Source organism: Microbacterium sp. NPDC080220, from assembly GCF_040686395.1.
GTDB classification, from domain to species: Bacteria; Actinomycetota; Actinomycetes; order Actinomycetales; family Microbacteriaceae; genus Microbacterium; species Microbacterium gawkjiense.
On sequence record NZ_JBFBOP010000002.1, the window covers coordinates 105,656 to 120,318 of the forward strand.

General features: G+C 71.3%; 12 protein-coding genes. 6 read left to right on the forward strand and 6 right to left on the reverse strand.

All coding sequences use genetic code 11. The features are described from left to right. The 3 genes from cydB to cydC are packed head-to-tail and all read left to right on the forward strand — an operon-like array spanning position 1 to position 4,353. Positions 1-1,035: a cytochrome d ubiquinol oxidase subunit II gene (gene cydB, locus AB0P29_RS04050; protein ID WP_363378686.1), complete on the forward strand. Its 1,035-nt coding sequence runs from the start codon at positions 1-3 to the stop codon at positions 1,033-1,035. 22 nt (positions 1,036-1,057) lie between these two features. Next, complete coding sequence (gene cydD, locus AB0P29_RS04055; protein WP_363378688.1) at positions 1,058-2,695, forward strand: thiol reductant ABC exporter subunit CydD; 1,638 nt, start codon at positions 1,058-1,060, stop codon at positions 2,693-2,695. After that, a complete protein-coding gene (gene cydC / locus AB0P29_RS04060) occupies positions 2,692-4,353 on the forward strand; it encodes a thiol reductant ABC exporter subunit CydC (RefSeq protein WP_363378690.1) in 1,662 nt (553 codons plus the stop codon). The genes cydD and cydC overlap by 4 nt, the downstream gene beginning before the upstream one ends. A 4-nt stretch (positions 4,354-4,357) precedes the next feature. Here the strand turns inward: cydC and AB0P29_RS04065 are convergent, their stop codons facing one another. After that, complete coding sequence (locus tag AB0P29_RS04065; RefSeq protein WP_363378692.1) at positions 4,358-5,896, reverse strand: SDR family oxidoreductase; 1,539 nt, start codon at positions 5,894-5,896, stop codon at positions 4,358-4,360. A gap of 112 nt (positions 5,897-6,008) precedes the next feature. On the opposite strand from AB0P29_RS04065, the gene AB0P29_RS04070 reads away from it, so the two are divergent. Beyond that, positions 6,009-7,517 carry an MFS transporter gene (locus AB0P29_RS04070; RefSeq protein WP_363378694.1) on the forward strand — a complete coding sequence of 503 codons (1,509 nt, stop codon included), beginning with the start codon at positions 6,009-6,011 and terminating at the stop codon, positions 7,515-7,517. Here the strand turns inward: AB0P29_RS04070 and AB0P29_RS04075 are convergent. Genes AB0P29_RS04075 through AB0P29_RS04085 form a run of 3 tightly spaced genes read right to left on the reverse strand, consistent with a single transcriptional unit; the run spans position 7,512 to position 10,683 of the window. Beyond that, entirely contained in the window at positions 7,512-8,117 is a 606-nt protein-coding gene (locus tag AB0P29_RS04075) for a GNAT family N-acetyltransferase (protein WP_363378696.1), read from the reverse strand. The genes AB0P29_RS04070 and AB0P29_RS04075 overlap by 6 nt on opposite strands. Continuing rightward, entirely contained in the window at positions 8,114-10,024 is a 1,911-nt protein-coding gene (locus AB0P29_RS04080; protein WP_363378699.1) for a helicase HerA-like domain-containing protein, read from the reverse strand. Before AB0P29_RS04080 ends, AB0P29_RS04075 begins: the two co-directional genes overlap by 4 nt. Positions 10,025-10,029: 5 nt before the next feature. Further along, on the reverse strand, positions 10,030-10,683 hold the full coding sequence (locus tag AB0P29_RS04085; RefSeq protein ID WP_363378701.1) for a phosphatase PAP2 family protein: 654 nt from the start codon (positions 10,681-10,683) through the stop codon (positions 10,030-10,032). A gap of 179 nt (positions 10,684-10,862) precedes the next feature. Between AB0P29_RS04085 and AB0P29_RS04090 the strand changes: the two genes are divergently transcribed. Together AB0P29_RS04090 and AB0P29_RS04095 are read left to right on the forward strand one after the other, a co-directional pair. After that, a complete protein-coding gene (locus AB0P29_RS04090; protein WP_363378704.1) occupies positions 10,863-11,573 on the forward strand; it encodes a DUF3105 domain-containing protein in 711 nt (236 codons plus the stop codon). Then, positions 11,570-12,256: a DUF305 domain-containing protein gene (locus AB0P29_RS04095; protein ID WP_217530814.1), complete on the forward strand. Its 687-nt coding sequence runs from the start codon at positions 11,570-11,572 to the stop codon at positions 12,254-12,256. Before AB0P29_RS04090 ends, AB0P29_RS04095 begins: the two co-directional genes overlap by 4 nt. A 66-nt stretch (positions 12,257-12,322) precedes the next feature. On the opposite strand, the gene AB0P29_RS04100 is transcribed toward AB0P29_RS04095, so the two are convergent. Continuing rightward, positions 12,323-13,294, reverse strand: a complete 972-nt coding sequence (locus AB0P29_RS04100) for a carbohydrate ABC transporter permease (RefSeq protein WP_363378706.1) — start codon at positions 13,292-13,294, stop codon at positions 12,323-12,325. Continuing rightward, positions 13,294-14,631, reverse strand: a complete 1,338-nt coding sequence (locus tag AB0P29_RS04105) for a sugar ABC transporter permease (protein WP_064002999.1) — start codon at positions 14,629-14,631, stop codon at positions 13,294-13,296. Before AB0P29_RS04105 ends, AB0P29_RS04100 begins: the two co-directional genes overlap by 1 nt. Between the last annotated feature and the right edge of the window lie 32 nt (positions 14,632-14,663).

A 14,663-nucleotide genomic window follows, 5' to 3' on the forward strand; every position in this document is an offset into this window, starting at 1 on the left:
ATGGATCTCGCCTACCTCTGGTTCTTCGTCGTCGGTGTGTTCTTCGTCGGCTACTTCGTGCTCGACGGCTTCGACTTCGGCGTCGGGATGAGCCTGCCGTTCCTCGGCCGCGACGAGGTGTCGCGGCGCCAGGTCATCAACACCATCGGGCCGGTGTGGGACCTCAACGAGACATGGGTCATCGTCGCGGGCGCCTGCCTGTTCGCCGCGTTCCCGGAGTGGTACGCGACCCTGTTCAGCGGGTTCTACCTGCCGCTGCTGCTGATCCTGCTCGCCCTCATCCTCCGCGGCGTCTCGTTCGAGTACCGCCACCAGCGCGAGGGGCTCGCGTGGAAGCGCGGCTTCGACCGGATGATCGTCATCGGCTCGGTCGTCCCGGCTCTGCTCTGGGGGGTCGCGTTCGGCAACATCGTCCAGGGGGTGCCGATCGACGCCGACAAGGAGTTCACCGGGTCGCTCCTCACCCTCCTGAACCCCTACGGACTGTGGGTCGGCGTCACCACCCTGCTGCTTTTCTTCCTGCACGGTCTGTACTTCGTGGGGCTGAAGGCCGACGGCCGGGTGAAGGAGGACGCTCACGCCGTGGCCCGTCGCGTAGCGATCCCGACGATCCTCTTCGCGGCCGGGACGGTCGTCTGGACCACGGCGATCGCGATGGACCGCGACGCCCCCGCACTGGCGGCGGTGATCGGATGCGGCGTCGCCGCCGCGCTCGCCCTGATCGGCTCCGCCGTGGCCAACCTGCGGGAGCGCGACGGGTGGGCCTTCGCGCTGGGCGCCGTCACGATCGTCACGGCCGTCCTCACCCTGTGGTTCGCGCTGTTCCCCTTCGTCATGCCGTCCTCGACCGACCCGGCGTTCTCCCTCACGATCGAGAACGCGTCCAGCACCGACTACACGCTCGGGGTCATGACGTGGGCGGCGGTCATCTTCCTGCCGGGCATCCTGGCCTACCAGGCCTGGACGTACTGGGTCTTCCGCAAGCGCATCTCGCGTGCGCAGATCGAGAAGGCGGATGCCGCGCCCGCCCACTGAGACGGCGGAGGAGGATCGACCCATGGCCCCCGAGCTCGAACGGCGGCAGCCGCCGGTGGACCCCCGGCTGTGGCGGTACGCGACGGCATCCCGATCCTTCCTCCTGCTCATCGGACTGCTCGCGCTGGCGCAGACGGCGGTGGTCGTCGGCTTCGCCTTCCTGACGACGCGAGCGGTCGTCGACGCGATCGCGGGACGCGAGATCGGGGGAACCCTCCTCGCCCTGGCCGCCGTCGTCCTCCTCCGCTCGGTGCTCTCGTTCGCGCGCGAGCGGGTGGCCGCCCGCGCGTCGGCCCGTGTCGAGTCGCAGCTGCGGGCGGCCGTGCTCGACGCGATCGCCCGGCTCGGGCCGGGGTGGACCGCGACCCGCAGCACGGCGCAGCTCGCCCTCGTCGCCGGGCGCGGACTCGACGCGCTCGAACCCTACGTCGGCCGCTATCTGCCCCAGCTCGTGCAGACCGTGGTCGCGACGCCGATCCTGCTCGCGGTGATGGGGACCGCGGACGCGGTCTCGGGCCTCACCATCCTGCTCACCCTGCCGCTCATCCCGATCTTCATGGTGCTGATCGGACTCGCGACCCGCAGCGTCCAGCGCCGCCAGTGGGACACGCTCACCCACCTCGCCACCCGCTTCGCCGAGACGGTGCAGGGACTGTCCACCCTCACCGTCTTCGGGCGGCAGCATCGCGCCGCGGACTCGATCGAGCGGGTCACCGACGACTATCGGCGCGAGACGATGACCGTGCTGCGGGTGTCGTTCCTGTCGGGGTTCGCCCTCGAGTTCCTCGCGTCGATCTCGGTCGCCATCGTCGCCGTGACGATCGGGTTCCGGCTGCTCGACGGGTCGCTCAGCCTGACGGTCGGGCTCTTCGTCCTCCTGCTCGCGCCCGAGGCGTTCCTGCCGATCCGCCAGGTCGGGGTGCAGTTCCACGCGTCGAGCGAGGGCGTCGCGGCGACCCGCGACGTGTTCGCCGTCCTCGACGAGGCCGCCGCGGCGACACCGTCGGCACCTGCGGCGGCGGCAGTGGGCCGGGGCGCGCACGTGCTGCGGCTGACGGACGTCCGGGTGCGCGACCTGCCGCCGGTGGACCTCGAGGCGCGGTCGGGCGAGATCGTCCTCATCGAGGGGCCGAGCGGCGCGGGCAAGTCCAGCCTGCTGCACGCCCTCCTGGGCTTCGCGCCCGCGACGGGCCGGATCGAGCTCGACGGCCGCGACGTCCGCACCCTCCCGCCGTCGGCGTGGCTCGCGTGGGCGGGGCAGCGGCCCGGGCTCGCGGCGGGGACGGTCGCGTCGAACGTCTCGCTGGGGGATGCCGACCTGCCCGCCGCGACGGTCGCCGAGGCACTGGCGCTCGTGGGGCTCACCGACGTCGATCCGGAGCAGGTCCTGGGTGTCCAGGGCGCCGGACTCTCGGGTGGGCAGGCCCAACGGATCGCCGTCGCCCGCGCGGTCGCCCGCCACCTGCGCGGGCACGCACCCGTCCTCGCCCTCGACGAACCGTCGGCCGCGCTCGACGCCGCCGCGGAGGCGCACCTCTGGCGGTCGCTGCGATCGATCGCGGATGCCGGGGCCCTCCTCCTGCTCGTCTCGCACCGCACGAGCGCCCGCGCGATCGCGGATCGCGTCGTGCGGCTGACCGGTGCGGGGGTGTCGGTGTGACGACGACCCGTGACGTGCTGCGCGGCGCCGTGCCGCCTGTCCGCCGCCTCTGGCCCGCCCTGGCCTCGGGCTTCCTCTCGGAGGCCTCGGCGGTGGCCCTGCTCGCCGTGAGCGCCTGGCTGATCGTGCGCGCCGCCGAGCAGCCGCTCGTCCTCTACATCACGACCGCTGTCGTGGGGGTCCGGGCGTTCGCCCTCTCCCGCGCCGTGTTCCGCTACACGGAGCGCCTCGCGGGCCACGACGCGGTGCTGCGCCAACTGGCCCGCACGCGGACCGACCTCGTGCGCCGCCTTCTCCCCCACGCGCCCGCGGGGCTCGCCACGGCCGGCCGCGGCGATGCGGCGACCGCTCTCGTCGACGACGTCGACGAACTGCAGAACCTGCCGCTGCGCGTCGTCCTGCCGCTCGTGTCGTCGGCCGCCGTCGCCGTCGGCGCCGTCGTGCTCGTCGCCGTCGTGTGGTGGCCCGCCGCCCTCACCCTCGCGGCGTGCCTCGTCGGCGCGGGGGTCGCGGCGACCGCGTGGGGCTGGACGGCGGGCGCCCGCGCCGAGCGCTCGATCGCCCCCCTGCGCGCACGACTCCGCGGTGCGATCCTCGACCACCTCTCGCGCCTCGACGTCCTCGTCGCCTACGGCGCGGAGCACGACTCGCGTGCCGACGTCCGCGCCGCGGACGCGGCGTTGCGGCGCGCCCTCCTCCAGCGCACCGCGGCGCAGGCGGGGACGGCGGCCCTCGTGTCGCTCGCCGCCGGCGCCGCGACCGTCCTGGCGCTCGTCGCCGCCGCCCCGGCCGCGTCCGAGGGTGCGCTCTCGGGCCCGTCCCTCGCCGTGGTCGTGCTCGTGCCGATGGCGGTGTTCGAGGTCTACACGGCCGTGCCGCTCGCGGCGTCCGCGTGGCGGCAGGTCCGCGCGGCCGCGACGCGTGTCGCGGGCGTCGTCCCCGCCGCGGTGCCGGCCGAGATCCCACCCGCAGGCGCGCCGACGGGGCAGGCATCGCCGCTCGGTGACGGCCTCCGCCTGCGCGGCGTCACGGTCCGCTGGCCGGGCGCCGACCGCCCCGCGCTGACCGACGTGGACCTCGACGTCCGCCCCGGCGAGCGGATCCACGTCGTCGGTCCGAGCGGCGCGGGCAAGTCGACCCTCGCCGCCGCCCTCGTGCGCTTCCTCGCCGTCTCCGGCGAGTACACGATCGGCGGGCGCCCCGTCGAGGCGATCGCCCCCGACGACCTGCGACAGACCGTGGGACTGTGCGAGCAGCATCCGATGCTCTTCGACGAGGACATCCGCCAGAACCTGCTCTTCGCCCGCGACACCGCGACCGACGACGAGCTCGTGCGCGTCCTCGAGCGCGTGGGCCTCGGCGACTGGCTCCGCGCGCGCGGCGGACTCGACGCGCGGGTCGGCGAGCGCGGCGCGCTCGTCTCGGGCGGTCAGGCCCAGCGCATCTCGCTCGCGCGCGCCCTGCTGCGCGGCTTCCCCGTGCTGGTCCTCGACGAACCGACCGCCGGCGTCGACCCGTCCGCCGCCGATGCGCTGCTGACCGACCTGCTCGGCGCGGTCGACGGGTCGCACGCGGTCGTGCTCATCTCGCACGCCGAGGTCCCGGCATCCCTCGTCGACCGGACCGTCCGCGTCGCGAACGGCCGCCTCACGGCCTGAGACCTCAGGCGACGGGCGCCTCGCGCTCGGCGGCGGCCGCGATGCGGTTCGCCATGCCCTGGAAGATGAAGCCGTGGAAGGGCAGCACGGCGAACCAGTAGAGCCGTCCGGCGAGCCCCTTCGGGAAGAAGACGGCGCGCTGGTCGTACCGTGAGCCCGACCCCTCGGGGCTCGCGCGCAGTTCGAGCCACGCGAGGCCCGGCACCTTCATCTCCGCACGCAGGCGCAGCAGTCGCCCTTCCTCGACGGCCTCGACGCGCCAGAAGTCGATCGCGTCGCCCGCCGCGACCTTGCCGCGGCTGCGGCGCCCGCGCTGCAGGCCCACACCGCCCACGAGTCGGTCCATCCAGCCGCGGACGGCCCACAGGAACGGCGACGAGTACCAGCCGTTCTCGCCGCCGATCCCGACGATGACGCGCCAGAGCTGGTCGGGGCTCGCCGACGTCGTCGCGCTCTGCTCGTCGGTGAACACGAGCCGGCCGGCCCACTCGGGGTCGCTCGGCAGCGGGTCGCTCGGCACCGACGAGACCTCGGCGTCCTGCCAGCTCGTCTCGACGGCGTCGGCCTCGACCTTGCGCAGCGCCAGCCGCACCGCCTCGCGGTAGGGGGTGAGGCCGCCCTCGGGCCGCGGCAGCAGCTCGTCGACGGCGTGGTCGTCCATGATGCACTCGTTCTGCAGCGACGCGATGAGCGGCCGGGCGATCGCGCGCGGAACGGGGGTCACGAGGTTCACCCAGTGCGACGCGAGACCGGGGGTGAGCACCGGCAGCGCGGCGATCGCGCGCTGGCGCAGTCCCGCCTCGACGGCGTACCCGTTCATCATCTGGCCGTAGCGGAGCACGTCCGGCCCGCCGATGTCGACGGCGCGGTTGACGTCCGAGTCGACCCGCGCCGCCGCGAGCAGGTAGTGCAGCACGTCGCGCACCGCGATCGGCTGGATGCGGTTGCGCACCCACTTCGGCGCCGGCATGTACGGCAGCACGTCGGTGAGGTGACGCACCATCTCGAACGAGGCGGACCCCGACCCGATGACGACACCGGCCTGCAGGACGAGGGTGGGCACGCCGCTGTGCAGCAGCACCTCGCCCACCTCGACGCGCGAGCGCAGGTGCGGGCTCAGCTCCACCCCGGCCGGGTGCAGACCCCCGAGGTAGACGATGCGAGCGACGGATGCCTCGGCCGCCGCATCCGCCACGGTCTCCGCCGCCCGCAGGTCCTTCGTCTCGAAGTCGCCGCCGCCGCCCATCGAGTGGACGAGGTAGTAGAGCACGTCGACGTCGTCGACGGCGCGGGCGACGGCGTCGGCGTCCTCGGCGGCGCCCTCGACGACCTCGACCTCGCTCCCCCACACGAACGCCCTCACCCGGGCGGGCGTGCGGACGAGCACCCGCACCCGGTACCCCGCCGACAGGAGTCGCGGGACGAGGCGTCCGCCGAGGTATCCGGTCGATCCGAGGACCAGCGCACGCGGCGCGGTGCCGTCGGCGCGGGGCTGGGCGACGAGGGCGGATTCGCGGCCGGTGGGGGCGGAGAGCTCGCTCATGTCGCCACGATAGACCGGCCGCGGAGGGGTGCGGCCCCCGCTCGACGGACGGGTTTTGTCAAGGGACAGCCGCACGGATGCGGGCCGCGGACCACGCGCGTACCGTGGAGAGATGGCCAGGTCATCCCGTCAGCCGATACCCCCGTCCTCCGATCCGATCACCCGCCCGGCGCCCCCGCCACGCCTCGACGTGGACGATGTGGTGGTCGTCGACACCAAGCGCGTCCGCACCGCGATCAGCGGCACGGTCGTCGGCAACTTCATGGAGTGGTTCGACTTCGGCATATACGGCTACCTCGCCGTCACGATCTCCGTCGTCTTCGCGGACGATCTGCCCGAGCCGTGGAACCTGCTCGTCACCCTCCTCGGGTTCGCGATCTCGTTCCTCGTGCGCCCCATCGGCGGCCTCGTCCTCGGCCCGCTCGGCGATCGCATCGGTCGGCAGAAGGTCCTCTTCTTCACGATGGCGATGATGGCCGTCGCGACCGCCCTGATCGGCGTCCTGCCCACGAGCGCGCAGATCGGACTCTGGGCGATCGTGCCGCTGTACCTGCTCAAGATGGTGCAGGGGTTCTCCACCGGCGGCGAGTACGCCGGCGCCACCACGTACGTCGCGGAGTTCTCCCCCGACAAGCGACGCGGCTTCTGGTCGTCGTGGCTCGACCTTGGCTCCTATGTCGGCTTCGCCGCCGGCGCCTCGGTCGTCGCCCTCACCACCGTCATCACCGAGTCGGTGTGGGGCGAGACCGCGATGACCGACTTCGGGTGGCGGATCCCGTTCCTCGTCGCGATCCCCCTCGGCATCGTCGCCATCTGGTTCCGCCTCAAGATCCCCGAGACCCCCGCCTACGAGAACGCCGCCGAGACCGAGAACGAGCCGGACCGCGACGACCCCCTCGCACGCCACGGGATCGGCGGCATCCTCCGTCACCACTGGCGCGAGGTGCTCATCGGCATCGCGATCGTCGCGGCGACGAACACCGCCGGCTACGCCCTCACGAGCTACATGCCGACCTACCTCGAGACCGAGGTCGGGATCTCGAACCTCGGCGCGGCCGTGGCGACCGTGCCGGTGCTGCTCGTGATGTCGGCCTGTCTGCCGTTCATCGGGATGCTGAGCGACCGGATCGGCCGGCGGCCGGTCTACATGATCGCCGCCGGCTCGACGATCGTGCTCATGATCCCGGCGTTCGCGATCATGCAGATCGGGCAGGAGTGGGCGGTCTTCGTCGCCCTCGGGATGGTGGCGATCCCCGTCGCCTTCTACGTCGCCGTGTCGGCGTCCACACTGCCGGCCCTGTTCCCGACCGCGTCGCGGTTCGGCGCGATGGCGATCGCCTACAACGTCTCGGTCTCGCTGTTCGGCGGCACGACTCCGCTGTTCAGTCAGGCCCTCATCGACGCCACCGGCAACACCTACATGCCCGCGTTCTACATCATGTTCTTCGCGCTGCTGGGCGGGATCGCGCTGCTGTCGATGAAGGAGACCGCGAAGCGACCGCTGCTCGGCTCGGTGCCGACCGTCGAGACGCGCGCGGAGGCGGTCGAGGTCGTCGAGCGTCAGGACGACGACCCGCTCATCGACACGTCGACGATGCCGATCCCGGTGCACCGCTCATAGCTTCACGCCGTAGGCGCGGGACCCCGGCGACGAGGGCAGTGGAGCGAGCCCGAGGCGGGTGTAGAAGGCCATCGCGCCGGTGTTCCCCGCCGACGCCACGAGGTGCAGTCCGGAGACACCCCGCTCGCGGAGCGCGTGGAAGAGCGTCTCGACGAGGCGGCGCCCCGCGCCCTTGCCCTGGGCCTGCGGCAGCAGGTCGATGTGCAGGTGCGCGGGGAACTCCTCGGCGTACCGCTCGGGCTTCTCCCCGCGGCTGTAGGCGTAGAGCAGGGTGCCGTCCTGACGCGTGACCTCGCGCTCGGGCTTCGGCCAGCGGTGCGCGTGGCGCGGCCACCACTCGTCGCGGAACCACCGCTCGAACGCGTCGGTGTCGGGCGTCGCGACGACGTACCCCGTGACGGTGCCGTCCTCGTCCTCGACGAGGAAAGCCACGTCGGGGTGGCGTTCGACGTAGGGCAGGACCCAGATGTGGGCCCAGATCGCGTCGTCCTCGAAGATCCCGGTCGCGTCGCCGCCGCCGTCGGCGGTCCGCAGGCAGATCTCGGCGAGGGCGGGTTCGTCCCCGGGACGGAACGGACGGATGCGGGATGCCGCACTCACCGCCGACCGTTCCCGAACACGCCGCGGATGACGCTGCCGATGATCGACTGCGTCGCCTTCGATCCGAGGATCTGCTCGAGCGGCGAGGACTCGACGCGACGCGAGGTCCGGGTGCGGCCGCCGGTGCTGCGGAGGATCCGGTCGTATTCGCGCTGCGCGTCGGCTTCGGCCTTCTTCTGCGCCTTGTCCATCGCGGCCTTCTGCTTCGCGTACTCCGCGTCGGCCTTCGCCTTGTCGGCGGCGGCCTTGGCGGCATCCGCCTCGGCGTCCGCCGCCGCCATCTTCGCGGCCAGGATCTCGCGCGCGGACTCCCGGTCGACCGGGGTGCCGTAGGTCGCGAGCAGCGGCGACGCCGCGACGGCGGCCTGCACGGCGGCCGCCGGGGTCGGGGACATAAGCCCCTGCGGCGCGCGCAGCCGCGTCCAGGCGACGGGCGTCGGCGCGCCCTTCTCGTTCATGACGGTCACGATCGCCTCGCCGGTGCCGAGCTCCTGCAGCACGCGTTCGAGGTCGTAGCCCGAGGTCGGATACGTGCCCACCGTCGCGCGCAGGGCCTTCGCGTCGTCGGGCGTGAAGGCGCGGAGCGCGTGCTGGATGCGCGAGCCGAGCTGGCCGAGGACGTCGCCCGGCACGTCCTTCGGGGTCTGCGTCACGAAGAAGACTCCGACCCCCTTCGAGCGGATGAGGCGCACGGTCTGCACGATCGCCGCGGTGAACGCCTTCGACGCGTCGCGGAACAGCAGGTGCGCCTCGTCGAAGAAGAACACGAGCTTGGGCTTGGCGGCATCCCCCACCTCGGGGAGGATCTCGAACAGCTCCGCGAGCAGGTACATGAGGAACGTCGAGAACAGTTCGGGCTTGTCGGCGATGCCGGGCACCTCGAGGAGCGAGATGATCCCGCGTCCGTCGGGGGTGGTGCGCAGGAAGTCGCGGACGTCGAACTCCGGCTCGCCGAAGAACACGTCGGCGCCGCCGTCGGCGAAGGTGATGAGCTCGCGCAGGATGACACCGGCCGTGGCGGAGGACAGCCCGCCGAGGTCCTTCAGCTCGGGCTTGCCGGCGTCGCTGGTCAGGTGGGTGAGGACGGCGCGCAGGTCCGCCAGGTCGACGAGCGGCAGCCCGTGCGCGTCGGCGTAGTGGAAGACGAGGCCGAGGCTCGACTCCTGCGTCTCGTTGAGACCGAGCACGCGGCTCAGCAGCAGCGGACCGAACCCGGTGACGGTGGCCCTGACCGGGACGCCGGTACCGATGCCGCCGAGCGCGAAGTACTCCGTGACGGATGCCGCCGGTTCCCACGCCTGCCCGATCGCCTCGGTGCGGGCCAGGAGCTTCGGGCTCGATTCGCCGGCCGTGGCGACCCCCGTGAGGTCCCCCTTGATGTCGGCCGCGAAGACCGGCACGCCCTTGGCCGCGAGCTGCTCGGCGAGCCCCTGCAGGGTGCGGGTCTTGCCCGTGCCGGTGGCCCCGGCGACCAGCCCGTGTCTGTTGGTCATCGCGATCGGGATTCGGATCTGCGCTTCGCGGACCGCGTCGCCGTTGACGAGCGCGCCGAGGTCGAGCGTCTCCTCTTCGAACGTGTACCCCGTGACGATCCGCGCGACCTCCTCCGCGTCGAGCGGGCCGGTGGGCGCGTCGGGAGCGGGCGCGTCGGCCGGAGTGGGTGCGTCGGCCGGAGTGGGTGCGTCGGCAGGAGCGGGCGCGGCGGGCGGCGGAGGGTCGGCGGCCGGGGCGGGATCGCCGTCCGGGCCGGCCGCGGTCGGAGGCGCGGCATCCGTCTGTGTCCGTGCGGCCGCCGCACGTGCGGCGGCCAGGGCGGCCTGCGCCTTCGCGAGCTTCAGCTCCGCCTCTGCGGCGGCGGCCTCGGCTTCGAGACGGGCGAGTTCGGCAGCGGCTTCCTCGGCGCTCATGCCGCTCAGCCTAGCGAGAACCGGCGCTCACGTTCCCGGACGACAGGGATCGTCAGCGCCGCCGCGACCAGCAGCGTCGTGGCGACACCGAGCACGGTCCCGCCCAGGGTGTCGGTCAACCAGTGCGCATGGACCTGCGTGCGGCTGAACGCCATAAGCAGGGTCCACGCGACCCCGACGAGGAGCACCCAGACGCGCGGGAAGAGGATGACCGCGACGGTGGCGATCACGGCGGCGTTCGCCGTGTGGCCGGACGGGAACGACCCGTGGTCGGAGATGACGAGCATCTCCTCCGGCCGCACGCGGCCGAAGATCCCTTTGAGCAGCTGCACGACGAGCGCGCCCACGATCGACGCGGCGAGGAAGAAGACGGCGCCCCACGGCCGCCGGGCCAGCAGCAGCAAGGCCGCGCCGACGAGGGGCACGACGTAGGTCCCGATGACCCCCGCGCCCAGGACGTTCATGAGCAGCGACACGGGTCGGATGCCGGGGAGGAACGTCGCGACGTAGGCGTTCCACCAGGAATCGAGGTCGATGAGTTCGGAGTCGGTCGACTCGACGGCGATCCCGGTGGCGACGGCCGCGACGAGGAGCACTGCGCCGATCACCGCCAGCCGCAGGCCGATACCGATCTCGTGTTCGTGCGTGGGCACTGTCATCGTCCCATCCTGCTCGACGCGGGGCGCCGTCAGGCACCCCTTGCGCAGCCGCGCGGGATGCCTCCCACGTCACGAGACCCTATGAAACGCTCACCGCCCAGGGCCCGTGCAGATGCCTGCGAATAAAATCGAAGCGGCGCACCTGCGCCCTCCCCACCCCGACCGACGAGGCCACTCCCATGACCCCGAACGATCCCACCGGTAAGCGCACGAGCGGCAACCCTGCCACGCAGGCGCAGCTGAACCTCACCGTGAAGCAGCAGCGCGAGCAGCAGAAGCAGCAGAAGCTCGCCGAGTACCAGCGCCAGCTCGCTAAGCGCCGCCGCACGAAGACCACCTGGTGGATCGTCAGCGTCATCGCCGCCGTGCTTATCGTCGGCCTCGTCGTGGCCTCCGTCGTTCTCACCCCGCGCCCCGTGACCGTCGCCCGCGGCGACGGCGACGGCTCGGGCATCGCGGGGGTGCAGACCTTCGAGCACACCGCGAACCACGTCGAGGGTGTCGTCGACTACGAGCAGACCCCTCCCGCCGGCGGCGACCACAACGCGGTGTGGCTGAACTGCGGTGTCTACGACCAGCCCGTCCCGAACGAGAACGCCGTCCACACCCTCGAGCACGGCGCCATCTGGATCACGTACGACCCGGCGCAGGTCGACCAGGCGGGCATCGACGCCCTCGACGCGCAGCTGCCCTCGGACTACACCGTGCTCTCGCCCTACGAGGACATGGACACTCCCATCGCCGTCAGCGCGTGGAACGCGCAGCTGAAGGTCGACTCCCCCGACGATGAGCGCATCGGCGAGTTCATCAAGGCCTACTGGCGCAACGTGAACGGTCCCGAGCCGGGCGCCGCGTGCACCGGCGCTCTGGACGCGCCCGGCAAGCAGTGACCGACGGCACCGTCGGCGACGAGCCGGGCACCGAGCGCACCCTGCCCCCGTGGTGGGTCGTGCTGCTCGTGGGCCTCGCCATCGCCGCGGTGGCGTTCGCGATCGGCCGCTTCTCGACGTTCGGCATCGCCGGCTCCACCCCGGGTGAAGGCTCCGCCGACGCCGGCTTCGCCCGCGACATGCAGATGCACCACGCGCAGGCGGTCGACATGGCGATGACCATCTACGCCGAGACCGACGACGACGAGCTCCGCGCCCTCGCGTACGACATCGCGACCGGGCAGTCGTCGCAGCGCGGCGAGATGCTGGACTGGCTGGTCCGCTGGGGGCTGCCGCAGTACGACGACCAGCCGATGGCGTGGATGGCGGCATCCGATTCCGGGCATGCGCACGGCGGCACCGACGGCGAGCCCCTCTCGGACGAAGAGATGCGCGAGCAGATGGGCATGGCCTCGGACGCCGAGCTGGCAGCTCTCAAGGCGGCCACCGGTCAGCAGGCGGACTGCTCGTTCCTCACCCTGATGATCCGCCACCACGAGGGCGCGATCCCGATGGCCGAGGCCGCCGTCGACCTCGCCTCCGACGAGCGGGTCCGGACGGTCGCTCAGACCATGATCAAGGGTCAGTCCTTCGAGATCCAGGCGATGACCTCGATGCAGCAGCGCCTCGGCTGCAGCGGTTGACCCGCAGACGAACGAAGAGGGGGATGCCGGTGGCCACCGGCATCCCCCTCTCTCGTCGTTCCGGGCTCAGCCCTTCGTCGCACCCGCGAGCAGGCCGCGGACGAAGAAGCGCTGCAGCGCGAAGAACACGATGAGCGGGACGATGATCGAGATGAACGTGCCCGCCGACTGCAGGAACCAGCGGTTGCCCCAGGTTCCCGACAGCGAGTTCAGCGCCTGCGTGATCGGCAGGGCGCCCGGCGAGGCGAAGATCGTCGCGACCAGCAGGTCGTTCCACACCCACAGGAACTGGAAGATCGCGAACGACGCGATCGCCGGAGCGGCCAGCGGCAGGATGATCCGGAAGAAGACCTGACCGTGGCCGGCGCCGTCCACCCGCGCCGCCTCGATGACCTCACCCGGGATCTCCGCGATGAAGTTGTGCAGCATGAACGTCGCCAGCGGCAGCGCGAAAATGGCGTGCGCGATCCAGACGCGGGCGAAGCTGTACTGCACGTCGTTCAGACCGAAGCCCGGGAAGATCGGCACCTCGTTGATGGTGAGCCCCTGCGAGAAGAGGGACAGCAGCGGCACGAGGGCCATCTGCAGCGGCACGATCTGCAGGGCGAACACGAAGACGAACAGCGCGCTGCGCCCCTTGAAGTCGATCCACGCGAACGCGTAGGCCGCCAGCGCCGCCATGACGATCGGGAAGACCGTCGCGGGGATGGTGATCGCGAGCGAGTTCACGAACGCCGAGGCGAGTGTCGTCGACGTACCGCCCGCGTTCAGCGCCTCGAAGTAGTTGTCGAGGGTGAAGTCGGGGTTCGTGAACACCGTCCACCACCCGGTCGACTGCGTGTCGGCGCCGGGTCGGAACGAGGTGACGAAGAGGCCGAACGTCGGGATCGTCCAGAAGATGGCGATGATGACGGCCGCGATCGTCGCGCCCTTCGACGTCAGCTTCTTGTGGGCGATCGCCTCGTTCTTGCGGGTGTCGCGCGCGACCTGGCGGGCCGTGCGGTTGTCGACCGGTGTGGTGGGTGCTGCGACGGTCATCAGCGGATCTCCCTCTGCTTGGCCATCGATCGGGCGTTGTAGATGATCAGCGGCAGGACGAACAGGAACAGGACGACGGCCAGAGCGGACGAGTGACCGTAGCTCTGGAACCGCTGCTGCTGGTTGACCATCTCGAAGCCGAGGACGGTCGTCTCGTCGCGACCGCCGGTCATGACGGCGACGATGTCGTACACCTTCAGCGAGGCGATCGTGATGGTCGTGAGCACGACGATCAGCGACGAGCGGATGCCGGGGACCGTGACGTTGCGGAACCGCTGCCACGCGTTGGTGCCGTCCAGCTGCGCCGCCTCCATCTGCTCGACGGGGACCGCCTTGATGGCCGCCGACAGGATCACCATCGCGAAACCGGTCTGCGTCCAGATGAAGACGACGAGGAGCATGAGCGTGTTGATGACCGGCTTGATCGCCAGCCACTGCACCGGGTCGCCCCCGAAGGCGGTGACGATGGCGTTCAGCAGACCGACCTGGTCGCCCTGGCGGGCGTCGTACATGAACTTCCAGATGATGCCGGCGCCGACGAACGAGATCGCGACGGGCATGAACACGAGGACTTTCAGGATCTTCTCGCCGCGGGCGCGATCGATGAAGACCGCGTAGGCGAGACCGATCACGACCGAAATCGTCGGCGCCAGAAGCGCCCACAGCAGCGTGTTGACCACCGACGCCGTACCGGTCGGGTTCGTGAACACCCAGATGTAGTTCTCCATGCCGACGAACTGCTCGCCCGACTTGTCGAAGAACGACTTGAAGATCGTCGAGATCGCCGGGTAGATCAGACCGAGGATCAGCATGATGCTGGCCGGCGCCATGAAGAGGATCAGCTGGAACAGGTAGCCGGCGCCCTGACGGGAGCGGAAGTCCGCGAAGAAGAGCAGTCCACCGACCAGCAGGGCGATCGCGACGACGTACACCACCGCGTTCGCGTAGGGACGCAGCAGGAGGAAGGCCAGCAGCGGGATCAGCAGGCAGGCCGCCAACCGCATGATGAAGTAGCCGCGGCCGGGCCGCGGGGCGAACTCGATCAGCACGAGGATGATGCCGACCACGATCCCGAACACCACCAGGATGACGGGGATCTGGATCAGCGGGTTCAGACCGCCGAGCCAGAGGAAGAAGCTGTTGAGCGAGAACCCGATGGTGATGCGTGCCGACTCCTCGCTGGAGGCCGTGAAGGCCAACAGGAAGAAGAGCAGGACGATCAGGGCGAAGCCGGCGGCGACGACGATTCGGGTGATCGATCGTCCCTTGGGGTCCTGCGCGTGAGTGGTCACGGCGGGTTCGGTGTCGACCGGCCTGTCGACGGTGGTCTGCGACATGGGTGTCCCCTTCTGAGTACGACGACGCACTC